General features: G+C 45.1%; 16 protein-coding genes. 11 read left to right on the top strand and 5 right to left on the bottom strand.

Annotated elements, in window-relative coordinates; translation table 11 throughout:
- Both QX565_RS19265 and QX565_RS19260 read left to right on the top strand, forming a co-directional pair.
- Window positions 1-3,093 carry an efflux RND transporter permease subunit gene (locus QX565_RS19265; protein WP_195570480.1) on the top strand — a complete coding sequence of 1,031 codons (3,093 nt, stop codon included), beginning with the start codon at window positions 1-3 and terminating at the stop codon, window positions 3,091-3,093.
- Between the two features lie 117 nt (window positions 3,094-3,210).
- Window positions 3,211-4,599 (top strand): efflux transporter outer membrane subunit, encoded by a 1,389-nt coding sequence (locus tag QX565_RS19260; RefSeq protein WP_289294001.1) that lies wholly within the window; start codon window positions 3,211-3,213, stop codon window positions 4,597-4,599.
- A 267-nt stretch (window positions 4,600-4,866) separates the two neighbouring features.
- Here the strand turns inward: QX565_RS19260 and QX565_RS19255 are convergent, their stop codons facing one another.
- Window positions 4,867-7,203 carry a glycosyl hydrolase family 95 catalytic domain-containing protein gene (locus QX565_RS19255; protein WP_221648787.1) on the bottom strand — a complete coding sequence of 779 codons (2,337 nt, stop codon included), beginning with the start codon at window positions 7,201-7,203 and terminating at the stop codon, window positions 4,867-4,869.
- A gap of 288 nt (window positions 7,204-7,491) precedes the next feature.
- Here QX565_RS19255 and QX565_RS19250 point away from each other — a divergent pair, with 288 nt between their 5' ends.
- Window positions 7,492-9,135, top strand: a complete 1,644-nt coding sequence (locus QX565_RS19250) for a diphosphate--fructose-6-phosphate 1-phosphotransferase (RefSeq protein ID WP_221648786.1) — start codon at window positions 7,492-7,494, stop codon at window positions 9,133-9,135.
- A gap of 211 nt (window positions 9,136-9,346) precedes the next feature.
- Window positions 9,347-10,240: a glycoside hydrolase family 25 protein gene (locus QX565_RS19245; RefSeq protein ID WP_414429713.1), complete on the top strand. Its 894-nt coding sequence runs from the start codon at window positions 9,347-9,349 to the stop codon at window positions 10,238-10,240.
- 131 nt (window positions 10,241-10,371) lie between these two features.
- On the opposite strand, the gene prmA is transcribed toward QX565_RS19245, so the two are convergent.
- On the bottom strand, window positions 10,372-11,217 hold the full coding sequence (gene prmA, locus QX565_RS19240) for a 50S ribosomal protein L11 methyltransferase (RefSeq protein ID WP_195570483.1): 846 nt from the start codon (window positions 11,215-11,217) through the stop codon (window positions 10,372-10,374).
- A gap of 249 nt (window positions 11,218-11,466) precedes the next feature.
- Window positions 11,467-13,707, bottom strand: a complete 2,241-nt coding sequence (locus QX565_RS19235) for a hypothetical protein (protein ID WP_221648785.1) — start codon at window positions 13,705-13,707, stop codon at window positions 11,467-11,469.
- A gap of 437 nt (window positions 13,708-14,144) precedes the next feature.
- Here QX565_RS19235 and QX565_RS19230 point away from each other — a divergent pair, with 437 nt between their 5' ends.
- Together QX565_RS19230 and QX565_RS19225 are read left to right on the top strand one after the other, a co-directional pair.
- Complete coding sequence (locus tag QX565_RS19230) at window positions 14,145-15,443, top strand: hypothetical protein (RefSeq protein WP_221648784.1); 1,299 nt, start codon at window positions 14,145-14,147, stop codon at window positions 15,441-15,443.
- A gap of 29 nt (window positions 15,444-15,472) precedes the next feature.
- The gene (locus QX565_RS19225; protein ID WP_221648783.1) at window positions 15,473-17,035 is read left to right on the top strand and encodes an OmpP1/FadL family transporter; all 1,563 of its coding nucleotides are present in this window, start codon (window positions 15,473-15,475) and stop codon (window positions 17,033-17,035) included.
- A gap of 282 nt (window positions 17,036-17,317) precedes the next feature.
- Here the strand turns inward: QX565_RS19225 and QX565_RS19220 are convergent, their stop codons facing one another.
- On the bottom strand, window positions 17,318-17,785 hold the full coding sequence (locus tag QX565_RS19220) for a nucleoside deaminase (RefSeq protein ID WP_002561697.1): 468 nt from the start codon (window positions 17,783-17,785) through the stop codon (window positions 17,318-17,320).
- Between the two features lie 111 nt (window positions 17,786-17,896).
- On the opposite strand from QX565_RS19220, the gene lpdA reads away from it, so the two are divergent.
- The 5 genes from lpdA to QX565_RS19195 all read left to right on the top strand — a co-directional run bounded on the left by lpdA (window position 17,897) and on the right by QX565_RS19195 (window position 24,524).
- Window positions 17,897-19,246, top strand: a complete 1,350-nt coding sequence (gene lpdA, locus QX565_RS19215) for a dihydrolipoyl dehydrogenase (protein ID WP_289293998.1) — start codon at window positions 17,897-17,899, stop codon at window positions 19,244-19,246.
- On the top strand, window positions 19,246-19,980 hold the full coding sequence (locus QX565_RS19210; protein ID WP_221648781.1) for a lipoate--protein ligase family protein: 735 nt from the start codon (window positions 19,246-19,248) through the stop codon (window positions 19,978-19,980). The genes lpdA and QX565_RS19210 overlap by 1 nt, the downstream gene beginning before the upstream one ends.
- A gap of 149 nt (window positions 19,981-20,129) precedes the next feature.
- Window positions 20,130-21,473: a dihydrolipoamide acetyltransferase family protein gene (locus tag QX565_RS19205; protein WP_289293997.1), complete on the top strand. Its 1,344-nt coding sequence runs from the start codon at window positions 20,130-20,132 to the stop codon at window positions 21,471-21,473.
- Between the two features lie 327 nt (window positions 21,474-21,800).
- On the top strand, window positions 21,801-23,837 hold the full coding sequence (locus QX565_RS19200) for an alpha-ketoacid dehydrogenase subunit alpha/beta (protein WP_221648779.1): 2,037 nt from the start codon (window positions 21,801-21,803) through the stop codon (window positions 23,835-23,837).
- Window positions 23,838-24,029: 192 nt separating this feature from the next.
- Window positions 24,030-24,524, top strand: a complete 495-nt coding sequence (locus tag QX565_RS19195) for a flavodoxin (RefSeq protein ID WP_221648778.1) — start codon at window positions 24,030-24,032, stop codon at window positions 24,522-24,524.
- A 106-nt stretch (window positions 24,525-24,630) separates the two neighbouring features.
- Here the strand turns inward: QX565_RS19195 and QX565_RS19190 are convergent, their stop codons facing one another.
- Window positions 24,631-25,521 carry a hypothetical protein gene (locus tag QX565_RS19190; protein WP_289293995.1) on the bottom strand — a complete coding sequence of 297 codons (891 nt, stop codon included), beginning with the start codon at window positions 25,519-25,521 and terminating at the stop codon, window positions 24,631-24,633.
- Window positions 25,522-25,538 lie beyond the last annotated feature (17 nt).

Here is a 25,538-nt window from a genome sequence, read left to right as displayed (position 1 = left end):
ATGAAAGTCAGTTTTTTTATAGATCGTCCGGTTTTCTCGGCGGTCATATCCATTGTAATTATAATAATCGGAGTCATAGGGTTGACTATGCTTCCGGTGGATCAGTATCCGCAGATAACTCCACCGGTGGTTAAAATCAGTGCATCCTATCCGGGAGCCAGTGCGTTGACTGTTTCGCAGGCGGTGGCTACTCCGATTGAACAAGAGATTAACGGTACTCCCGGTATGCTTTACATGGAGTCCAACAGTTCCAACTCCGGAGGCTTTTCGGCTACAGTCACTTTTGATGTATCTGCTGATCCTGATTTGGCTGCCGTTGAGATTCAGAACCGTGTGAAACTTGCCGAATCCCGTTTGCCTGCCGAAGTAATTCAAAATGGTATTTCCGTAGAGAAGCAGGCACCAAGTCAGTTGATGACACTCTGTCTGACTTCTTCGGATCCGAAGTTTGACGAAATCTATTTGAGTAACTTTGCTACGATCAACGTGCTCGACGTGCTTCGTCGTATTCCGGGTGTGGGACGTGTATCGAACATTGGTAGCCGGTATTATGCTATGCAGATATGGGCAGAACCCGATAAACTGGCAAACTTCGGTTTGACCGTGCAGGACTTGCAGAATGCTCTGAAGGATCAGAACCGTGAGTCGGCTGCCGGGGTACTTGGGCAGCAACCGGTGAAAGGGCTCGATGTTACTATCCCTATTACTACACAGGGACGTCTTTCCACAGTAAGTCAGTTTGAAGACATTGTGGTGCGTGCCAATGCAAACGGATCTATTATCCGTCTGAAAGATGTGGCACGTGTGTCACTTGAGGCTTCTTCTTACAATACGGAGAGTGGTATCAACGGAGAGAATGCTGCCGTACTTGGCATTTATATGCTGCCTGGTGCTAACGCCATCGAAGTGGCCGACAACGTGAAGCAGGCCATGGAAGAAATCAGCAGAAACTTTCCTGAGGGGTTGAGCTACGAAATCCCGTTTGATATGACTACCTACATTTCGGAGTCTATTCATGAAGTGTACAAAACATTGTTTGAAGCACTTGTACTGGTGGTATTAGTGGTATTTCTCTCTTTGCAGAGCTGGCGTGCCACATTGATTCCAATTGTGGCAGTACCTATCTCGTTGATTGGTACGTTCGGATTTATGTTGATCTTTGGCTTCTCACTGAATATCCTTACATTGTTAGGGTTGATTCTCGCCATTGGTATCGTGGTAGATGATGCTATCGTGGTGGTGGAGAGCGTAGAACATATCATGGAGACAGAAAAATTGAGTGCCTACGAGGCCACAAAGAAGGCAATGGAGGGACTGACGAGTGCTCTGATTGCAACTTCACTGGTGCTCTGCGCCGTATTTGTTCCTGTTAGTTTCCTTAGTGGCATTACCGGGCAGCTTTACCGTCAGTTTACCATTACCATTGCTGTGTCTGTACTGATATCTACAGTAGTGGCTCTGACGCTGAGTCCTGTCATGTGTTCTTTGATTCTGAAACCGGACAATGGCAAAAAGAAGAACATCGTATTTCGTAAAATTAATGAGTGGCTGAATATTGGTAATAATAAATATGTAGCAGTTATCACTCGTGTCATCAAGCATCCGCGTCGTGTACTAAGTGCTTTCGGCATGGTATTGATAGCGATTCTTTTATTACATCGTATCATTCCCACCAGCTTCCTTCCGGTAGAAGACCAGGGGTATTTTAAGATAGAGCTTGAACTGCCCGAAGGTTCTACGCTGGAACGTACACGTAAAGTGACCGAGCGCGCTATCTCTTTCCTTGATAAGAATCCGTACATTGCATATGTACAGAATGTGACCGGAAGCAGCCCTCGTGTAGGTAGTAACCAGGCACGTAGCGAGTTGACTGTTATCCTGAAACCGTGGGAGGAACGTAAAGAAACCACTATAAACAAAATCATGGCCGAGGTACAGAAACACCTCAAAGAGTATCCCGAGTGTAAAGTGTATCTCTCTACACCGCCGGTTATCCCGGGGCTGGGTAGTTCGGGAGGTTTTGAGATGCAGCTGGAAGCCCGTGGAGAGGCAACCTTTGATAATCTGGTTCAGGCGGCGGATACATTGATGTACTATGCTTCAAAAAGTAAAGAACTTGCCGGCTTGTCCTCTTCGTTACAGTCAGAGATACCACAATTGTATTTCGATGTAGACCGTGATAAGGTGAAGATGCTGGGTGTTCCGCTGGCGGATGTGTTTTCTACCATGAAGGCCTATACAGGTTCTGTATATGTAAATGACTTCAACATGTTCAACCGTATATATAAGGTGTATATTCAGGCTGAGGCTCCTTATCGGGAACATAAGGATAACATCAACCTCTTCTTTGTTAAAGCATCCAATGGTGCCATGGTACCACTTACTTCTTTGGGAAATGCTTCGTACACTACGGGACCCGGTAGTATCAAACGTTTTAATATGTTTACTACGGCAGTGATACGAGGAGAAGCTGCACAGGGATATAGCTCCGGACAAGCCATGGAGATTATGGAGCAGATAGCCCGTGATCATTTGCCTGATAATATCGGGCTGGAATGGAGTGGACTTTCCTATCAGGAGAAGAAGGCTGGTGGACAGACAGGGCTGGTGATGGCGTTGGTATTTCTCTTTGTATTCCTGTTTCTGGCTGCACAATATGAAAGCTGGACCTTGCCGATTGCCGTACTGCTATCCTTGCCGATTGCTGCGTTAGGTGCTTACCTGGGGGTATGGATCTGCGGATTGGAGAATGATGTATATTTCCAGATAGGACTGGTAATGTTGGTAGGACTGGCAGCTAAGAATGCTATCCTTATTGTGGAGTTTGCCAAAGTACAGGTAGACGATGGCGAAGATATTGTTACAGCGGCTATCAATGCTGCCCGTCTGCGTTTTCGTCCTATTCTGATGACGTCTCTGGCCTTTGTACTTGGTATGCTCCCGATGGTATTGGCAAGCGGACCGGGTTCTGCCAGCCGGCAGGCTATTGGTACGGGTGTATTCTTCGGAATGATTTTTGCCATTGTTCTGGGCATTATCCTTGTGCCGTTCTTCTTTGTTATGGTGTATAAGATAGTAGGTAGGAGTAAGTAGTTGGTAGTTGGAATCTATGCAGCGTGGGGTGCCTGCAAGGATTCCAACTACTAAATTCCAACTACCAAATTCTAAATACCAAATTCTAAATACTAACTACTAAATTCTAACTACGATATGAAGAAAAGTTTTTTATATATTATTTTATTACTGGCTGTAGTCTCTTTTTCCTCTTGTAAGATTGGAAAGAGTTACACCCGCCCTGACCTTCACTTGCCTGACAGCCTTGCCCGCAATCAGGATACGCTTAGTTTTGGTGATATGGACTGGTGGGAGATTTATACCGATTCTACACTCCGCGGGCTCATATCAAAATCGCTGGAGTACAATAAAGATCTTTTAATTGCTGCTGCCCGCGTAAAAGAGATGGCTGCACAAAAAAGAATCTCAACTGCTGCCCTTCTTCCCGACATAAAAGGAACGGTGACCGGTGAACGTGAGTTTGAGAATCATGGTGGCGATGCTTTCAAACGCAGTGATACCTTTGAGGCTCAGGTACTTTTTTCGTGGGAGCTTGACCTTTGGGGAAACCTTCGTTGGGCACGTTCGGCAAGTATTGCCGACTATCTGCAATCCATAGAGGCACAACGTGCTTTGCGTATGACTATTGTAGCCGAAGTGGCACAGGCTTACTATGAACTTGTAGCTCTTGATACGGAGCTTGAGATTGTCCGGCAGACTCTGAAAGCCCGTGAAGAAGGGATGCGTCTGGCACGTATTCGTTTTGAAGGAGGGTTGACATCGGAGACTTCCTATCGCCAGTCTCAGGTGGAGCTTGCCCGTACGGCAACACTTGTGCCCGATCTCGAACGTAAGATCAGTCTCAAAGAGAATGATATTGCCTTTCTTGCCGGAGAGTATCCTAATAAAATAGCTCGTAGTGGCTTGTTGCAGGAATTCAATTTCCCGAATGCGTTGCCTGTTGGCTTACCCTCTGCCTTGCTCGAACGTCGTCCGGATATTCGTCAGGCAGAGCAGAAGCTGATTGCTGCCAATGCCAAAGTGGGTGTAGCGTATACGAATATGTTTCCGCGTATCTCTCTTACGGGTAGGGCAGGAGCCGAAAGTACAGTCCTTTCCGATCTGCTGAAATCTCCTTATGGTATTATGGAAGGTGCTTTGCTAACTCCTATTCTGGGTTGGGGAAAGAATCGTGCAGCGTTGAAAGCTAAGAAGGCTGCCTATGAAGCGGAAGTACACAGCTATGAGAAAACGGTGTTGACGGCATTTAAAGAGACACAAAATGCAATTGTTAACTTCAACAAGATAAAAGAGGTATATGATCTTCGTGCTCATTTGGAACGTTCTTCCAAGAGTTATGTAGACCTGGCGCAACTTCAATATATTAACGGAGTTATCAATTATCTGGATGTACTCGATGCGCAACGTGGCTATTTTGATGCTCAGATAGGCTTGAGTAATGCTATTCGTGATGAGTTAATCGCAGTAGTACAAGTGTATAAAGCTCTTGGCGGAGGTTGGCAAATAAGGGAAGAAGGTAAATAGATTAAGAGGCTGTTTCAGTTTTATTCAAACCTGATCGGAAATGAGTTAAACCCACCACAGAGTAACACAGAGTTTAAATCTTTATTGAAACGCAGATAAACGCATATTTTCGCAAAGGGGAACAAATGTATGATAAAGAACTACAGTCTTTTAATTTGCGTTCATCTGTGTTAATCCGCGTTTCATCAGATAAATACTACTCTGTGGAACTCTGTGTTACTCTTTGGTGAAATACCTTCAATACCATACAGATTTGAATATACTTGCTTAGCTACCATCGCCTGTCGAACCTCTCCGTGCGGGAAGCACTTTTACCGTTTCTCCCTCCTTTGTATCAATCGTGAATCGGCTGCCGCTTATAACTTCTTCGTTTTTCCCATTACGTATGATCCGTACTTCTTTCCCCTTCCAGGGATTATCTATCACACAGGTACGTCCTTTCTCGCTTTTAATCTCCACCATTTCCACTGTTCCGTTCTTCAGGCTACTACTCACGAGGAAAGCACCGTATGCCCGCAGATCTTTGAAAGAAGCGTCCTGTGTCATTATCCAATTAGGGAAAATACGGATCACTCCTTCATAGCTCTGCATCAGCATTTCGTTGATAGTCAATGGCACAGCAGCAAGTGTTTCTATGCCTCCACCTCCCTGGGTTATCCACAGGTTAGGATGAACACTGAAGTTGATACGTCTTTTAAGATGTTGCAGTAACTTTTCCGCGTCATAGCCTACGCGTACTGCACCCGGATAACAGGTTTCTATTCCATTGTTGCTTGTGTTTCCCCAGTCGTTGGGATTCTGTTGCCGATCTGTCCAATGATTGACATCTTCCAGCAGGATAGTATTAAATACAGAGTCGGTTACCGGACCGGCTACTCCTCCTGGCAGGATAAGCCCATGAATAGATACCCGGTTTAACCCCGACGGACGGACTTCCGAATTTTGCGGTCCGCGTTCCATACTTTTCAGGCTCATTCTTCCTTCAGAATTCTTTCCTACAGGATAGTCACTTAGTCTGGTTAGTATTTCATTCCATCTGTATCGTCGTTCTTCATCCGTTTGGAGGAAGATGCTCATGTCCGTTACTCCTTTGAAAAGCATCTTCACTAATCCCAGCGAGAGAGTTGAGTTGAAATCGCCCAGCCTGTTTCGCCATACGCCTTTATTGCGCTTGTTGGGCATCACCTCGTTGAAGTGATCCATTTTTATCACATAACGTCCGTTCTCCATTACCAGATAATCTTCCCAAAAGTCTGCGCAGGCTATAATATAAGGATATACCTTCTTTGCATACGCTTCATCGTAGGTGCTGTAGTGCCTCATCAGCATATTGCCTACACTGAATACTGCATTTATCTTTTGTCCCAGGAACTTATACCCATTGTCAATCGTGTTTTCGCGGGTAGCATATTTTTGCATCATTTCGTCCGGAGTAAGAGGCCACATAGAGGTACAAAGTCCTTTTGGACCGATACCAACCGGATAATAAATGCCTTTGCAGTTCAATAGCTCACGGGCGTGCCGACGTCCCATGTCCATATAATCCAGCAATGGCTGGTCAAAATTCTTTGTGAGGTCGATGTGATTGGAAGAAAATGCTGCCCAATAGGGAGCCTGATAATTATAATTCAAGTGATAGTCACCTCCCCATGCAGCCTCATCGCGTGTAACAAATGTGCCCCAAATGCCGGGAGCAAACTTATCGCCACGTGAAGAGCAAGCCAGCAGATACTGGGACATGTAATAGTAGCGCTCCAATTCTTCGTCACCGATGGTGACAGAGGATTCATTCCAAAAGTTACTCCACCATTGTTGATGTTCTTTCTTTAGTTCTTTTAATAAGGCGGGAGTCAGTTTTCTGGCTTCACTGAGTGCCCGGTCTTTCCATTGGGGTGTGTCGTGATTGGTGTATGCTGTGACGGTTATCCATCTCTTTTCTCCGGGTTGTAACAATATCCTGTCAGAATGGGGGAGGGGACTTCCGGGAGTGTTCATAGCCAGTATTACGTGTGTAGGCCAGCGTAGCAACGGAGTGTTCTCAAATGAACGGCTCACCCAGTGTATATCTTCTTTGCCTTGTGCAGTGACGGAGGTGTTACCCTGGGCCGCCCATAGGTTGAGATTGACTTCAATAGGTTCGTTGGCTGTCAACTCTATGACGACGTGATTGTGTGTTGCTGCTACCCATGCCGATAATTCAACCTGTAAATCTTCTTTGGTGAAGCGACCTTTGATTTCGGCGCTTCCCGGTAGTTGCTCTGCATAGTAGCCGGCTCCTTGCAGACTCTTGGAAGAGATGCTCAGCCCTCCTGGTAGAGCAATACCACCCGGATAAACAGGGTATGCACGCCAGAAATCGTTTTTGCCAATATAAAAACACAGACTATCCGGTGCTCCGCCCATAGTGATACCTATATCTCCGTTTCCTGCCAAGGGAGCATCGGGTGTTTTGATCGTAGGTACTTCCTGCGGGATGGAAGTAAATACAGCTTTGTAGCGGTTCATAGGAGGTTCTTGTTCTGAACGGGCGGGGTTGCTGCACGAAGTCAGACAGAGAACCCCTAACAAAATACCTTTACTAAGGTGACCATACATGTTTTTCATGGTTTCTTTTCCTGATTAAAAATGCATAAATGATGTGTGCAAATGTAGCTCAAATCTTTTGTCCCACTTTGCAGTATTATCTCAATGACTTATACTAATACCTCAAAAAAGCCATTTTATCGCCTTTTCCATTTTTTGTAGTTGATAGCCGGAAGTCTCTCTAACCGAAAGGTATGCTAACATTATTTACGTATGCTCTTTCATATTTCAGAAAAAAACACGAAATTTGCATCGCTTTTGATTTTTTAGTATCGAACTTACTAACACCTTTAAATAAAAATAAAGAAAATGACTAAAAGTGCATTGCAAATCGCAAGGGCTGCGTATCAGCCCAAACTTCCGAAAGCGCTGAAAGGGGCTGTTAAAGCCGTAGAAGGCGCTGCTACTCAATCGGTAGCCGATCAGGAAGCTATCAAGAAATTATTTCCCAATACGTACGGTATGCCATTGATTAAGTTTGAAGCCGGAGAAGCTGTTAAACTGCCTGCTATGAATGTAGGTGTTATCCTTTCCGGTGGACAGGCTCCGGGCGGACACAACGTAATCTCCGGTCTGTTTGATGGTATCAAAGCTCTCAATGCTGATAGCAAATTGTATGGTTTCATCTTGGGCCCCGGTGGTCTGGTTGACCATAATTATATGGAGCTTACTTCTGATATCATCGACGAGTATCGTAATACAGGAGGTTTTGATATTATTGGTTCCGGCCGTACGAAACTGGAAAAGGAAGAGCAGTTTGACAAAGGGCTTGAAATCCTGAAAGAACTGGGCATCAAAGCACTTGTTATTATTGGTGGTGATGACTCTAATACAAACGCTTGTGTGCTGGCTGAATATTATGCAGCAAAGAACACTGGTGTACAGGTAATCGGTTGTCCGAAGACTATCGATGGTGACCTGAAGAACGAAATGATTGAAACTTCTTTCGGTTTTGATACAGCTTGTAAGGTTTACTCAGAAGTGATTGGTAATATCCAGCGCGACTGCAATTCTGCCCGCAAATACTGGCACTTTATCAAATTGATGGGTCGTTCGGCTTCTCACATTGCACTGGAATGTGCTTTGCAGGTTCAGCCCAACGTATGTATCATTTCTGAAGAAGTAGAAGCGAAAGATATGTCTCTGGACGATGTAGTAACCTACATTGCACAGGTGGTTGCCGACCGTGCTGCACAGGGAAATAACTTCGGTACTGTTCTTATCCCCGAAGGCCTTGTTGAATTTATCCCGGCTATGAAACGCTTGATTGCTGAGCTGAACGACTTCCTGGCTTCTAATGCAGAAGAGTTCTCTCACATTAAGAAATCTCATCAACGTGATTATATTATCAGCAAGCTCTCTCCGGTGAATGCTGCTATCTATGCAAGTCTTCCCGAAGGTGTTGCACGCCAGCTTACTCTGGATCGTGACCCGCACGGAAACGTACAGGTATCGCTGATTGAGACAGAGAAATTGTTGTCGGAAATGGTTGCTACCAAACTGGCTACCTGGAAGGCAGAAGGTAAATATGTAGGAAAGTTTGCTGCACAGCACCACTTCTTCGGTTATGAAGGTCGTTGCGCTGCTCCGTCAAACTACGATGCTGACTACTGCTACTCATTGGGCTATACAGCTTCTATGCTGATTGCTAATGGTAAGACTGGTTATATGTCATCTGTACGCAATACTACTGCTCCTGCCGAAGAATGGATTGCAGGTGGTGTGCCTATCACAATGATGATGAATATGGAACGTCGTCATGGCGAAATGAAACCGGTTATCCAGAAAGCTCTCGTGAAACTGGATGGTGCTCCTTTCAAAACATTTGCCGCTATGCGCGACCAGTGGGCTATGACTACGGATTATGTATATCCGGGTCCTATCCAGTACTTTGGTCCTACTGAAGTCTGTGATCAGCCTACCAAGACTTTGCAGCTTGAACAAGCTAAATAAGAAGTTAGAAACTGATAGTTAGTAGTTGGAATCTATACAGTATTAGCATGCTGTATAGATTCTGGCTGCTAAATTCTAAGTTAGTAACACGATACTGGTATGCTACATAGATTTCAGTTATTAGATTTTAGCTACTAAATTCTAAGTTAGTAGTAAATACTAATACTCTGCATAGGTCCTAACTACTGACTACTGACTTCTAACTACTGATATGACTACTTCCCGCAAACCTATACCTCGCAAAACCTCTACTGCTGCTTCGCGTCGTACCCCTATGGATGCTGTCGCTTCGCGTCGTACCCGTCGTCGTACTCCCTCAAAAACAAAAAAAGCAGCCCGTACTGTAATGCCCTTGTGGCTGCGTAATGTACTTGCTATCTTTATTATTGCTATCTTTTCCGGGGCATTTTATTATTTCTTTATACGTCCTTATGCTTACCGTTGGAAACCTTGTTACGGTCTGAAAGCATATGGTATTTGTGTACCTTGTTGTTATGATGTACATGGCATTGATATCTCCCATTATCAAGGTGATATAGATTGGCTTGAACTGATGCAGAGCCGTCTGACCGATTATCCTATTGAGTTTGTTTTTATGAAAGCTACCGAAGGTGGAGATCATGGTGATGATACTTTTGCCCGTAATTTCTCGGAAGCGGGAAAACATGGATTTATTCGCGGAGCTTATCATTTCTTCTCTCCGAAGACTGATCCGCTAAAGCAGGCCGATTTCTTTATTCGTACGGTGAAACTTGCTCCGGGTGATCTTCCTCCGGTGCTGGATGTGGAGGTAACCGGGAAAAAGACAAAGAAGGAATTGCAGCAAAATATTAAGCGCTGGCTCGACAGGGTGGAGGCGCACTATGGTGTGAAACCAATCCTTTATACTTCTTACAAATTTAAAACCCGCTATCTGGATGATTCAATCTTCAATACGTATCCTTACTGGATTGCTCACTATTATGTGGATTCTGTGAAGTATGAAGGTAAATGGCACTTTTGGCAGCATTCCGATGTTGGTACTGTGCCTGGAATTGATGAAGATGTGGACTTGAATGTATTTAACGGTTCGCTGGAAGAGCTGAAGAGGATGACGATAAAATAATGTGCCAATGTGCTAATATGCCAATGTGCCAGTTTATAATGTGTTAATATGCAATTAAATAATGTGCCAATTAGCTTTGTGCAAATACTGCGCAGCTAATTGGCACATTGGCACATTGGCACATTGGCACATTAGCACATTATTAATCTGACAGCTGCCCAACGGTTCTTTTCTTTATAATGAACAAAGCTCAGTCCGTTTCGTTCTGCCTCTTCGCGGATCACGGGGATGTCATCTACATAAAAGCCACTCATATATAGTTCCGAACCCGGATGCATGCAGGCGACATATTGCTTCATATCATTCAGTAGAATATTGCGGTTGATATTGGCAATGACTATATCGAACGGCCCTTTACCCGTCAATGCAGCAGCATCGCCCTGTTCTACGGTGATGTCCGTTACCTGGTTTAGTTCAATGTTTTCAATGGAGTTGCGTACGCACCACTCGTCGATGTCAATAGCCGTGCAGGGAGCAGCACCACGCATGCGGGCAAGGATAGCAAGTATGGAAGTTCCGCATCCCATATCGAGCAGTGATTTACCTTGCAGTTCGCTATCCAATAATTCGCCAATAATAAGGCTGGTGGTTTCATGATGTCCTGTGCCGAATGCCATTTGTGGGTTGATTACAATATCGTATTCCGCTTTGGGCACATCTGTATGGAATGTACTGTGAATCACGCAACGGTCTCCGATTACTATTGGCTGGAAGAAGTTCTTTTCCCATTCCTCGTTCCAGTTCTTATCCTCTGCCTCTACATAGCTGTAAGTGATTTGCGTATCGGGCAAAGGAAAATCAGCAAGCGCATTTTTTATTGTTTCTTCATCGCAAAGGCTTTGCTGGATATAAGCTGATAATCCTCCTTCGCACTCTACAAAACTTTCAAATCCTGCCTCACCCAGGACAGCGGCCAGTACATCGTTGACTGTTTCGGTACAAGGGTTGGTGTTAAAAGTGAATTCAAAGTACTTCATATGTATTCTGTTTTTATTTGCAAAGGTAATTAAAATACCAATTGCCTGGTATAATATCCGAAAAAGCCCGGGCAACTGCACTAAAATTTCCTTATATCCGTATAATAATGAATTTATTTACGATTAGACGATTTACGATGTACGATTGGGATTACTTTGTCTCTAACAGCACTGAAACAGGCTTTTAAAAGAGTAACTTCAATCGTACATCGTAAATCGTCTAATCGTAAATAAATTCATGTCCATACATTATTGGATCATAACTTTTTGGCGAACAGTGTCTGTAACTACGATGTAGATTCCGCTTTCCGGCAGGGTAACCGTACCTGTACCGCTGGCAATGAGGGTTCCGTTAATGGAGTATACCTGCAACAGTGTTTCTGTGCTGTCGGTAGTAATGGAACGTCCCTGGATTCGCAGAACGGACACGGTTGTTTTCTCAATACCTGTCACCTCATGTTTAGAATAGATGTAGAGGGTGACAATACCGTTTTCGTCTTTCTTGTCCAGTAATCCGTCGTTATTGTAGCTATATGCCACTTCTGTTCTCTTCTCTGTATCCTGATACTGTATATAGGCAACAATTCTTTTCTGGTCATCGTAGGTGTATACGTTTCTTTCTATCTCTCTGTCACCAACCTGGAATGTTACGGTGATGTTGTTGCCTTCTTGCTGGAATCCGTTCTTGTCTTGCAGCAACCAGTTACCATTGTCCCAGATATAACTGGCCCGGTAAGAAATCTCCGGACTTTCCATCACCTCTTCCATTTCGATATGATCGTCATAACGTTCCGGGTTGGGCAGTGTGATCTGTATACTGCTTGTTCCTTCTTCCTGTTTATTACCATTGACTATAACTCCATCTTCATAGTACTGGTCTATCGTCTCTTTGATTTGCCCCTTCAGGAGGTGAGAACGGAAATGACTTGGTTCTATACTGAATTCACCGTTGCTGTTTATACGATACTCTGTTTCTGCCACATATTCATTGTCTTTGGTTGCAAACTGGTACTTGTATGTTGATTTATATCCTTGCCAGTTATTGCTATCATCCCGGTAGAGATAAGACCTCAGGGTAGCTCTGCCATATGAATCGTATTCCTCACGATCTTCTTCATGCAACATCCAGGTGTCATTTGCCGGGTATTTTCTATAGAAAGTAGAACGTATGTTTTTGTTTTGGGCATTATATTCATATTCAGATTTCATGTTGTACAACAACGTTCCGTCCTCATAGCGGCAGGTTCCTGTACTTGCAATAAGGTTTCCCTTACTGTCAAACGTTCCTTCTTCTTCGTTGATGACAAAGACATACTGATTGTTGATATACTCTTCGTCAATCTCTTTTGAGTAACCCTTTGTGGCCACCCCTTGTGCATTGCGTTCTATTTTTCCATACTCGGTTTCTACCCATTTACCGTCTTCCCACTCAGAAGAAGAATAAGTAAGTAGCGGACCTTCAAAGTCTTCCTCTTCGCTGTCGGGATCGTAGGCTTCGGTTCCCCAGTATGTATACTCTTCTTTGTATGAGTATTCAAATTTTCCGTTCGTATACTCCTCGGCCACTGTAGAGATGAGACGGTTGTATGTATCATATACATTGGTTTCTTTTTCTCCATAGATGATAGTGCCATCATTGGGGTTGTATGCGTAACGTTCTTCGGACAAGCTGCGTTTGGCTTCATTATTGATAATGGTCAGGATGTCTGTAACATTCCACTCCTTTTTTTCTGCGTTCCATTGGTAGGAGGTTCTTGTGCTTTTTAAACCTTCTTTTACCGTCTCATACTTTGTTCCGCTGCCATATTCATCCCATGCTCCGTTCCAGAATAACATGAATACCTGATCTCCTTCATTATCATATCTGAATTCTCTCCAGTCTCTCAGGATACCTCGTTCGTCGTATAATTTGTAGAGGGTTTCGCGCTTTTCTGCATCGTAACCTTTTTCATAGTCGGCCACCAATGTTTGCTCGGGTCCTCCTATTCTGTAGTATTTGTAGATGGTGTTTCCACCTTCATAGCTGATGGTAATTTTGGATATTTCTCTGCCATCATCTAATATAGTGCGTCCGGTACAGCGTTGTTGGTCGTCATACGTGTATATTCTTTTATAGACATTATCCAGCCGCCATTCATTATTGTACCAATGGTATAGCTTTTCTTCGTCACGTTTGCCGTCGGGCGAATAGGTGTATGTGCGTCTCTCCGATCCTTCGATGACAGCTTCGTCCAGGAGGTTGACGCTTGCCCTTTCGATGGTTTCGCGCATATTTTCCAGTTTATGGCGTGCGATGCTGGTATTCACCTGTGTTTCCACCATTTTCTGATACTCTTTTTGTTTTTCTGTTTCTGCTTGTCTGGTTTGCTTTGTTTTGATAGATGTTTTGTGCTCTATTCCATATTTTTTACTTATTATGGAATGGATTTGTTGTGCCGATGTTGTCACGGAAAACAGTGACAAACCAATTAATAGTAGTTCTTTTTTCATAATCTGTCTTTTAAAAGTTTATTTATGACGAACAAAAGTATATATATTTTTTGAAATTGAAAGCGAAATGAGTTTTTAATTTAAACGGCTGTTCTGCCTTGTAAAGATTACTATGGTAAAAGGAGAACAAACAGGGTGTTTGGAGACTACGCCTTGCCTGCTTGGAGACTACGCCTTGCCTACATGGAGACTACGCCCCGGCTACATGCAACCTTCATGGTTAACTTTTCTTCTCCCGGAAACAATTCCCTACATCCTTCTGTTTTTTATCCATTGAGGTAAAGTATTAAAGGCTTTTATCAGCTTCTTAATCTTTTATAAATAGGGATTTCCCTATTATTGTTTGGGGAAAATCTCCCGAAAAGCAACAATACCTTGCTTATCTTTGTAATGTGAATAAAAGGATTAAAAAAAATAAACCCATAAACCACAGAGATATGAAAAAGATTGTTTTTTTATTGTTGATTGCCTTGTGTCTCCCTATAGGTTTGATGGCACAGAGCTATGACGATGACCTCTACTTCATTCCTTCCAAAGAGAAGGAAGAGCCGGCACCAGAGAAGAAGGAACCGGTGAGGAGACAGGCCACGACGAATATTTATACGTCTCCGGGGACAACTGTTGTTGTTCAGGACCGCAAAGGAAATACCCGAGATGTGGACGAGTATAACCGCCGCTACGATGCACGTGAAAACGACTTCGAGATGGAGGATGACACCTTATATATTAAAGAGAAATCACGCCCGGATCTGGATGGCGAATGGGTGAACGGTGAGTTCAACGGTTCGCAGGACGATTACGAATATGCAGAACGCATCATCCGTTTCCGTAATCCGCGTTTTGCTGTAAGTATCAGTAGCCCGTTCTATTGGGATATTGTTTACGGAAGTAATTCATGGGACTGGAACGTATATACTGACGGCTTGTATGCCTATGCGTTCCCTACGTTCAGCAATCCGATGTGGTGGGATTGGCGCTATAATTCCTACGGTCCCGGTTGGGGTTGGGGGTGGTCACGTCCTTATTACGGTTGGGGCGGATATTATGGCGGCTGGTACGGTGGTTGGTATGGTGGCGGCTATTGGGGTGGTCACTGGGGACATCATCATCATTATCCCGGGTATTATCCGGGTTGGGGTGGCGGAGGTCACTACTGGAGCAATAACAGTTATACCAATCGTCGGTCTTACGGAAACAGCGACCGGTATTCGTCGGGTACTTCCCGTCGTACATATACCTCAGGAGATGCCTCCCGTCGCCCAAGTGCAGGCGGAACGAGCACTTCCCGTCGTACCAATGCTTCGTCTTCAAGCCGGGTTGTAGGTACACGTACCTCTGCCAGCAGTCGTCCGGGAGTAAGTACGGACAGGGGAGAAGCAAGCTCTTCACGTCGTTCTACCTACACACGTCCGAGCAGTACGCGCAGTACTTATAATAGTAGCTCGCGGACTGAGGTAAGCCGTCCTTCCAGCAGCTCTTCCTCCAGACCGAGCAGTAGTAGCAGTAGCCGTCCGAGTTCTACTTACAACAGAGGTAGCTCAACGCAGCCTTCCAGCCGTAGCAGCTATTCAAGCGGAAGTTCACGTTCGTCGTCTACTCCTTCTTCCAGTAGAAGTTATTCTCCCAGTAGCAGCGGTAGTTCGCGCTCCAGTGCAGGTTCATATAGTGGTGGTAGTTCCTCCCGTTCCAGTGGTGGTGGCGGTGGTTCCAGCCGTAGCAGTAGTAGCCGGAGATAACCGTAGTATTAACTTAAAAGGTAAGGATTATGAAAAAGATAATGATTATAGCGGCTGCCGCCCTGCTTGCAGGCAGTGCAAAGGCACAGACAATATACGATGCTGCTAAGTTTACTGGTAAGGATTTAAATGGAACTGCCCGTTTTGTCGGTATGGGTGGCGCAATGAGTGCTTTAGGAGGAGATATATCCACTATCGGAACAAATCCGGCTGGTATCGGAATCTACCGCAGTAACGATGTGATGACTACTTTCAGTTTCTCAGCCTATGGGATGGAGAACACATACAAGGGACTTGACAATGTTTATAATTCAAAATGGGATAAGAACCGTGGAGGATTTGATAATATAGGTTTTGTGTTTTCTTCAAAGATAGGTAATCAGACGCCTCTGCGGTATGTGAATTTCGGATTCAACTATCACAAATCGAAGTCGTTCTATAAGAATATGGGCATGGAGGGTTTGCTGAACACAGCGCCTGGCGATGGAATTGTAACCCAAACCTACCAGATGGCTAATCAGGCGAATGGAGTGAAAGACAGCAAATATTTTGAAGGTCGTGAAGCTTTTCGCGATCAGGATTTGGGCTGGCTTTCCGTATTGGGCTCTCAAGGTCATCTAATAATTGAAGATGGAAAAGACCAATGGGGTGGAAACCTCTACAGACCGATGACTACCGATATCCCCTATGCTAAGTTTCACTCTGAGGAAAGAGGCGGAATTGATCAATATGACTTCAACGTATCGTTCAACGTCAATGACCGTTTCTATTTCGGAATGACAATAGGTGCTTATGACGTAGACTATAAGAAGTACTCTTCTTATGACGAGAACTATGGCGAGACAGGATATTTGCTGGAAAGCTGGAACAAGATTGGCGGTAGTGGATTTGACTTTAAGCTGGGAGCCATTGTACGTCCCATCGAATCCTCTCCTCTGCGTTTCGGTGTGTCTGTGCACTCTCCTACATTCTATAAACTTACGCTGACTACAAGCTCTCGTATGGTTTCCGATGTCTTTTTGGGTGATAAACTGACTCGGACCACCATTGATACCTATGACTTGGTGGGTGATATGAACCGTGAGTATAGTTTCCGTACACCGTGGACTTATAATTTCAGTCTCGGATATACAGTGGGCAGTAGCCTGGCTATCGGTGCGGAGTATGAATATGAAAATTATTCAACAATGCGCTTCAACTACCCCGAAGGTGATGCAATGACTTGGGAAAATGGCCAGACCAGTATGCTGAAAGGAGTTAGTACGGTTCGCGTAGGGGCAGAGTATAAGGTGATTCCGCAATTTGCTTTCCGTTTGGGATACAATTACAGCACTTCTGCCTTTAAGGATAATGCTTTCAAGAACTTACCTATAAACTCAATAAGTACAGATACAGATTTTGCCAATGCCCAGGCGCTTAGCAATTATACCATCGGTATCGGTTATCGTGGCAGCTTGCTTTATGCAGATCTCGCATATAAATACAGTACTTATAAAGAGAAGTTCTATGCCTTTGAAGATATATATCTTAACAAGACGGACGTTACCAACACTCGCAGCCAGGTACTCTTTACCATCGGCATGCGTTTCTAAAAAAGAAGAGTTTCAATTGCAATTATAACTTTTGTGTGTGAAAAAGATCCCCGGAGAAATGCAGTACTCCGGGGATTCTTGTTTTATATAGCGTATACTTCTATGTTGCAACGCTTTATGTTACCATTTAGGAAAGATAATATAACGAGTCCTAAAGTACGTATTTAACAATGCCTTAAAATGTATTTTAACGCTCCCTTAAAATGCATAGTTTACATCTGAACTATGCATTCTTTGTCAGGCATAGTACGTATGATTCTCAGCGAATGTTAATATGGTTAATCAATACTCCACTTTATCTTCCTTCTCCGCCCACTCTTCAAAAGCTTTGATAGCTTCATTGTGGAGCAGTACCTCCGAAGGCAATTTCCGGTCTGCGGGCTTCAACTCCAGTTCGTCATAAATAAATGAGTCATCGAACCCTATATTCTTTGCATCCGTTTTGTTATTGCCATAATACATTTTATCCAGTCGTGCCCAATAGATCGCTCCCAGACACATCGGGCAGGGTTCACACGAAGTATATATTTCGTAACCGCTTAGGTTGAATGTACCAAGCTGGGCAGCAGCAGCACGGATAGCGCTGACTTCCGCATGGGCTGTAGGGTCGCAAGAGGCGGTTACGCGGTTTACTCCGGTAGCAATAATCTCTCCATCTTTGGCAATAACAGCACCAAACGGGCCACCACCATTAGCGACATTTTCTTTTGAAAGCTCAATGGCTTTCCGCATTAATTCTTCCTTAGTCATATCTTTTAAGATTTGGTTTTAAGGCAAAGGTAATCATTCAGACAATTCCCGACAACCAAGTTCTTCTTTTATTTGTTGTTATATCATATTTTATTTAAAAACAATCAGCGTATGAAATTTGATATAGCAATCATTGGCGGAGGTCCCGCCGGATATACCGCTGCCGAGCGTGCAGGGGCCAACGGTCTGAGAACCGTACTGTTTGAGAAAAAAGCAATGGGGGGTGTATGCCTTAATGAAGGATGTATCCCAACCAAAACATTATTGTACTCCGCCAAAGTGCTGGATAATATAAAAGGAGCATCCAAGTATGGTGTTTCCGTCTCCGGGCTTCCCGCGTTTGATATGGAAAAGATTATCAGCCGCAAAGACAAGACAGTGAAGAAGCTGACGGGAGGAGTGACAATGACGGTAACTTCCTACGGAGTAACGATTGTGGAGCATGAAGCCCTCATAGTGGGGGAGAAGGACGGGCGAATACACATTAGCAGTGAGGGCGAATCATATGAGGTGACCTATCTGATGGTTTGTACGGGTTCTGATACGGTGATTCCTCCGATAAAGGGGCTTACGGATGTAGATTACTGGACTTCAAAAGAAGCCCTGGAGTCAACGCAGCTCCCCCGGTCACTCGTCATCATTGGTGGTGGTGTAATCGGTATGGAGTTCGCCTCTTTCTTCAACAGTATGGGAGTGCGGGTAGCAGTGATCGAGATGATGCCCGAAATTCTGGGTGCGATGGATAAAGAAACCAGCGCCATGCTCCGGGCAGACTATACGAAACGGGGTGTTAATTTCTATCTGAATACAAAAGTGATTGAAGTAGGTAAGGCAGGAGTTACAGTAGAGAGAGACGGGAAAACAACCGTGCTTGAGGCAGATAAGATATTAGTCAGCGTGGGACGTAAAGCAAATATAGGCCAGGTGGGGCTTGATAAACTGAACATCGAGCTACACCGTAGTGGAGTGAAAGTAAATGAGCACATGCAAACCTCTCACCCGCATGTATATGCTTGTGGTGATATTACAGGCCATTCGATGCTGGCACATACCGCCATCCGTGAGAGTGAGGTGGCTATTAATCACATCTTAGGCGTAGAAGATAAGATGAGCTACGACTACGTTCCCGGAGTAGTTTATACCAATCCCGAACTTGCGGGGGTGGGGAAGACGGAAGAAGAGCTGATCGCCGGAGGGGTGAGTTACCGGGTACAGAAGTTACCAATGGTCTACTCCGGGCGTTTTATTGCCGAGAATGAATTGGGAAATGGGCTTTGCAAACTGATTCTTGATGAAGATGAGCATATCATCGGCTGTCACTTGTTGGGGAATCCGGCTTCGGAACTAATTGTGGTGGCAGGTATTGCCATCGAGCACGGATATACGGTAGAAGAGTTTAAAAAGAGCGTATTTCCTCACCCCACGGTGGGAGAGATTTTCCATGAAACCCTTTTTGCCTGATGTTCTGCATAGACAACCGCTGTACGGATATCTATTTCAATCTGGCAGCAGAAGAATATCTGTTGAAGCAGAAGCGTGAGAACTATTTCATGCTTTGGCAGGCAACTCCTACGGTGGTTATCGGCAAACATCAGCGTGTGGAGGCAGAAGTGGATACGGACTACACGCAGCAGTACGGTGTGAGGATTGCCCGCCGTTTCTCCGGTGGAGGTGCAGTTTATCACGATGCGGGAAATGTCAACCTCACTTTCATAGAGACTGCTACTCAGCCCGACTTCAACTATTATCTGCAACAGACCATTGATTTTCTGGCAACGGTAGGGATTACTGCCAGTGCGGACAGTCGCTTAGGGGTGTATATCGACGGGCAGAAGATATCCGGTAGTGCGCAGTGTATCCACAAAAACAGAGTGATGTATCACTGCACACTCCTCTTTTCTACAAACATCGAGGCATTGAATGCCTCGCTCAATGGCAGGTCGGAGCCGGAAGTACTGGCTCCCGGTTCTCACATAGTGCGCGCCGTGCCGTCAGTAAAAAGTGAAGTGACCAATGTGTGCAGGCATTTGCAACAGCCTCCGGATATGCGACGCTTTCTACGGCTCCTGTTTCATTACTTTTTGAGTGAGAATGGAGAGAATCCTATCTATCGTTTCACCCGTAATGATATAGAAGCTATTGAACGGCTGAAGCGTGAAAAGTATGCTACGGAAGCGTGGATTTGGGGGAATTGACAGGGGACAGTGGACAATTGACAATTGACAGTGGACAATTGACAGTTATTATGCGGTGTGACAACAACTATAAACTATTAACTCGGAACTTTCTATTCTGGAAGGTTGTTTAATCTATATAAGTCAATAATAATAAAAGAATAAGTTATATGCCAAAGTTTGAAATAAAGATGCCCAAATTGGGTGAGAGTGTCACTGAAGGTACCATTATATCCTGGTCGGTACAAGTAGGCGACGTCGTTCAGGAAGACGATGTGTTGTTTGAGGTAAATACTGCCAAAGTGAGTGCCGAAGTTCCGTCTCCGGTAGCCGGTAAGGTGGTAGAGATATTGTTTAAAGAAGGCGATACGGTGCCGGTAGGAACTGTAGTAGCCCTTGTAGATATGGGGGGAGAAGGCGAAGGCGAACAGGAAGAAACCGAAACAGAGCAACCTGCAAGCAGAATACCCACTTCTGACTCTCCACAGGAGAAAGTAGTGAAAGCGGAAGAAGAGCGTTGGTACTCACCCGTTGTGTTACAGCTGGCACGGGAGGCAAAAATTCAGAGGGAAGAACTGGATACCATTCCCGGTACAGGCTATGAGGGGCGGTTGAGTAAGAAAGATATCAAAGATTACATTGCCCGGAAGAAGAGTGGTAGTCCTGCTGCGCCTAAAGTTACTGTTCAGCAAGCAGCCGCTATAGCCAAAGAGGCTCCGGTGAGTACAGCTCCGGCTACTTCGCCTGTATCTGCTGCTACCACTGCTCCGGTTGCACCGGTTGTCTCGCCTGCCCCGGTAGTCGGTTCCACTTCGGATGTGGAAGTGAAGCCTATGGATTTTGTCCGTAAGATTATTGCCGATCATATGGTAATGTCGAAGAAAGTTTCTCCACACGTAACCAATGTAGTCGAAGTTGATGTGACCCAGCTGGTTCATTGGCGTGAGAAGAATAAAGATGCGTTCTTCCGTCGGGAGGGTGTGAAGCTGACTTATATGCCTGTCATAACAGAGGCGGTAGCTAAAGCATTGGTTGCTTATCCGCAGGTGAATGTATCTGTTGACGGTTACAATATACTGTTTAAGAAGCACATCAATATCGGGGTTGCCGTATCGCTGAATGACGGTAATCTGATTGTACCTGTCATCCATGATGCCGACCGTCTGAACCTGAACGGACTGGCACTGAGCATAAACTCACTGGCACTTAAAGCCCGCAATAATAAGCTGACTCCTGACGAGATTAGTGGCGGAACATTTACAATCACCAACTACGGTACATTTAAGATGCTTTTTGGTACTCCGGTAATCAATCAGCCGGAGGTCGCTATCCTAGGTGTGGGGAGTATTGAGAAGAAGCCGGTTGTAAAAGAAACTCCCGAAGGAGATGTGATCGCTATCCGGCACAAAATGTACCTCTCTCTCTCTTATGACCACCGGGTAGTAGATGGCTCATTAGGGGGTAACTTCCTCCGTTTTATTGCAGACTATTTAGAGCGTTTCACCTCAGAATAGTGCTCCTGTAGCGCTTCTGGGCAGCTTTTTGGGGATGCTGTTATGACACACCTGTGTCACCGGTCATGACACACCTGTGTCACCAGTCATGACACACCTGTGTCACCAGTCATGACACACTGATGTCACCGAGCATGACATCACGATGTCACCAGGCATGACATCACGATGTCACCGGGCATGACATCACGATGTCACAACACCCCCTCCCGAAGCCTCCCTCGAAGTATCCCCTAAATGTCAAATAAAAATACACATCGATAACCCCATTAATATACAATCATCGCCTGCCGCACCTCCCCGTGCGGGAAGCACAAAGAACTATTTATGAAGAAATATGATATTAAGACTACTGACGAAGCCACGCTTCGTAAGTGGTATCATCTGATGACCCTGGGACGTGCCCTTGACGAGAAAACGCCGTCTTATTTATTACAATCTCTGGGTTGGTCTTTCCATGCCCCTTATGCGGGGCATGATGGTATTCAGTTAGCTATCGGGCAGGTTTTCACCAAAGGAGAAGATTTTCTTTTCCCATACTATCGCGATATGCTTACCGCTCTTTCTGCCGGAATGAGTGTAGAGGAACTGATTCTAAACGGCATTTCCAAAGCTACCGACCCCGGTAGTGGCGGTCGTCACATGTCCAATCACTTCGCCAAACCGGAGTGGCACATTGAAAATGTCTCTTCTGCCACCGGTACACACGACTTGCATGCTGCAGGCGTAGCCCGGGCTATGGTTTACTACGGCCACCGGGGTGTTGCGATCACTTCGCATGGTGAATCGGCCTCCTCCGAGGGCTTTGTTTACGAAGCTGTCAATGGGGCCAGTCTTGAGCGCCTGCCTGTTATCTTTGTATGGCAGGACAATGGTTATGGTATCTCTGTTCCGAAAGATGAGCAGACTGCCAACCGTAAAGTTGCCGATAACTTCTCCGGCTTTAAGAATCTGAAAATCATTCATTGTAACGGCAAAGACGTGTTCGACTCTATGAATGCGATGACCGAAGCCCGTGAGTTTGCCATTGCCAATCGCACCCCGGTGATTGTGCATGCCAATTGTGTCCGTATCGGTTCGCATTCCAATTCGGACAAGCATACCCTTTACCGCGATGAGAACGAACTTACCTATGTGAAAGACGCCGATCCGCTGATGAAATTCCGCCGGATGTTGCTCCGTTACAAACGACTGTCGGAAGAGGATTTGCAAAAGATAGAAGCCGAAGCGAAAAAAGAGCTTAGTGCTGCCAATCGCAAAGCACTTGCTGCTCCCGATCCCGATCCGAAGTCGATTTTTGACTTTGTACTGCCGGAACCTTATGAACCGAAGAAGTACCCGGATGGAACTCACAATGAGGTAGAAGGAGAGAAGGCTTTTATGGTGACTGCTATTAATGAAACACTGAAATCTGAGTTCAGGCGCAATCCCGATACCTTTATCTGGGGACAGGATGTGGCAAACAAAGAAAAAGGAGGCGTATTTAATGTCACCAAAGGCATGCAACAGGAGTTTGGCGATGCCCGTGTATTCAGTGCACCGATTGCCGAAGATTATATCGTAGGTACAGCCAATGGTATGTGTCGCTTCGACCCGAAGATACATGTTGTGATAGAGGGTGCTGAGTTTGCCGATTATTTCTGGCCGGCCGTAGAGCAGTACGTAGAGTGTACACACGAGTACTGGCGAAGCAACGGAAAATTTGTTCCCAATATCACCCTGAGATTAGCTTCGGGTGGTTATATCGGTGGTGGACTGTATCACTCCCAAAATATTGAAGGAGCTCTTACCACCCTTCCCGGAGCGCGGATTGTGTGTCCTTCTTTTGCCGATGATGCGGCCGGACTGCTTCGTACAAGTATGCGTTCGCGGGGATTCACTTTGTTTATTGAACCGAAAGCTCTGTACAATTCAGTAGAAGCCTCAGCCATTGTGCCCGAAGATTTTGAGGTACCTTTTGGTAAGGCCCGTATCCGTCGTGAAGGTTCCGATCTGAGTATTATCACTTATGGCAATACTACCCATTTTTGCCTTAACGTAGCCGAACGCCTGGCGAAGGAAAACGGATGGGAAGTGGAAGTGATCGACCTTCGTTCACTGATCCCGTTAGACAAAGAGACTATCTTTGAATCGGTAAAGAAAACCAGCAAGGCATTGGTGGTGCACGAAGATAAAGTCTTTTCGGGCTTTGGTGCCGAGGTAGCTGCTACTCTTGGGACAGAGATGTTCAGGCATCTTGATGCTCCTATTCGTCGCGTAGGTTCCACATTTACACCGGTTGGGTTTCATCCGGCACTGGAACGTGCTATTTTGCCCGATGAAGAAAAGATATATGCAGCAGCAAAAGAGTTATTGGAATATTAAGAAAGATAGATTGATAAATAATCGTTCATCATTATATGATACTGTTATTGAAACGCAGAAACTCACAGATTCACGCAAAGCATATCATCGCTCAAGTATAGCGCAGCCATTTAATCTGCGAAAATCTGCGATCATTTGCGTTTCAATAAAACACTGTCACATAGTATGAACTTAATTTGAAGTATTACTTATATGAAAAAGATAGCATTGATTTACGCTGCCAATTCGGATAAGACGGCCTTGGTAGCAAAAAAGATACAAAAAGAGCTGGGTGATGCAGTTGAGATAGTCTCTGTAGAGAACGCCTGGCAGAATGATTTTGAAGCATACGACCATTTGATTGTGGGAGCTTCTACCTGGTTTGACGGAGAACTGCCTACCTATTGGGATGAACTTCTGCCGGAGCTGAGGACACTTCAACTGAAGGGAAAGAAAGTAGCCATCTTTGGCCTGGGTGACCAGGCAAAGTATCCTGATAACTTTGTAGATGGTATGGGCATACTGGCAGATGTTTTTGAAGAAGACGGAGCCACCCTGGTTGGTTTTACTTCTACAGAGGGATATAAATTTAATAAGTCTCGTGCACTGCGTGGCAATCAATGGTGTGGCTTGGTTATTGATCTTGATAATCAGGCGGAACTGACGGACAAGCGGGTGAGGGAGTGGTGCAAGGAGATTATAAAGTAGTGATTAGTGATTAGTGATTAGTGGGCTGCGCTATGGCAACGATTGCGCAGCCCACTAATCACTAATCACTTATCGCTAATCACTTACCACTAATCACTCTCTCTCCCTACCAATACCAACAAATACCGAAAGCCATTGGCGATACATCCGGTCCCTTTCCTTTTTCAAAGAGTCCGTAGGTAGAATAACGCAGATAGAAGCCCAGGCTGCCGTATCCAGCTTGTGCCAACAGGTTGATGCCTACCGGGTGTACATACATGCCTTTACCCAGTGTCTCTTTGTGTCCGTTTACTTTTGCCATTGATTTCACACCGTGGCGTATTTCCACTTCCGGTCCGGCAGCAAAGAATACGGGGCGACGTCCGTTGATCCTTGTCTGCCATTCGATAGAGATAGGAATACGAAAATGGAAGTAGCGCAGACGGCTTTTGTTATAAATCGTTTCCTCATCTCCGGCAAAGACACCCGTACTGCCTTCTGCTTTCAGGAAAGCCTGATTGCCGTCCAGACGGAAAGAGGTATATCCCCAACCCAGCCCGAAGGTCATTCCCCAGTGACGATCACGGGTCAGAGCAATATGGCTGGAGAAAAGATTGGCGCCGATTTCCCAGGATTTACCGGCATCCAGTGATGCTTTTCCGGTGGGTCCGAAGCTATAGAAATCGTTCGTGAGGCGGCTGAATCCCATATAAAAACCACTGGAGTGCGGATCGAAGCGGTTGCGTTTTTTCGGTGCAAAGGGTAGCGCATTCAATATGCTTGGGCGGTCAGAGTCGATACGGGTGAGGTAGACGCCTTCAAAAAGCTTTTCTTCCTGTCTGGTGTCGTTACTGATATTCTCTTCGTAGATTTTGATTTTCACGTTACCTTCTCCCTTCAGGATAATGATAGAGTCGCCGGAAGTGTTTACGGTCGTTTGTTTTCTGGTTTCGTTTTCTTGTGCTGCAATACCCATGAACGGGAAGAGCATCATACATGCTAAAATGATCTTTTTCATGTCTTTATCGTTTTTAT

The organism is Bacteroides sp. 41_26 (assembly GCF_949740115.1).
In the GTDB taxonomy this organism is placed as follows: Bacteria; Bacteroidota; Bacteroidia; order Bacteroidales; family Bacteroidaceae; genus Bacteroides; species Bacteroides nordii.
The sequence above is the reverse complement of the archived record's forward strand: the minus strand, read 5'-3'. Positions and strand labels throughout refer to the sequence as shown.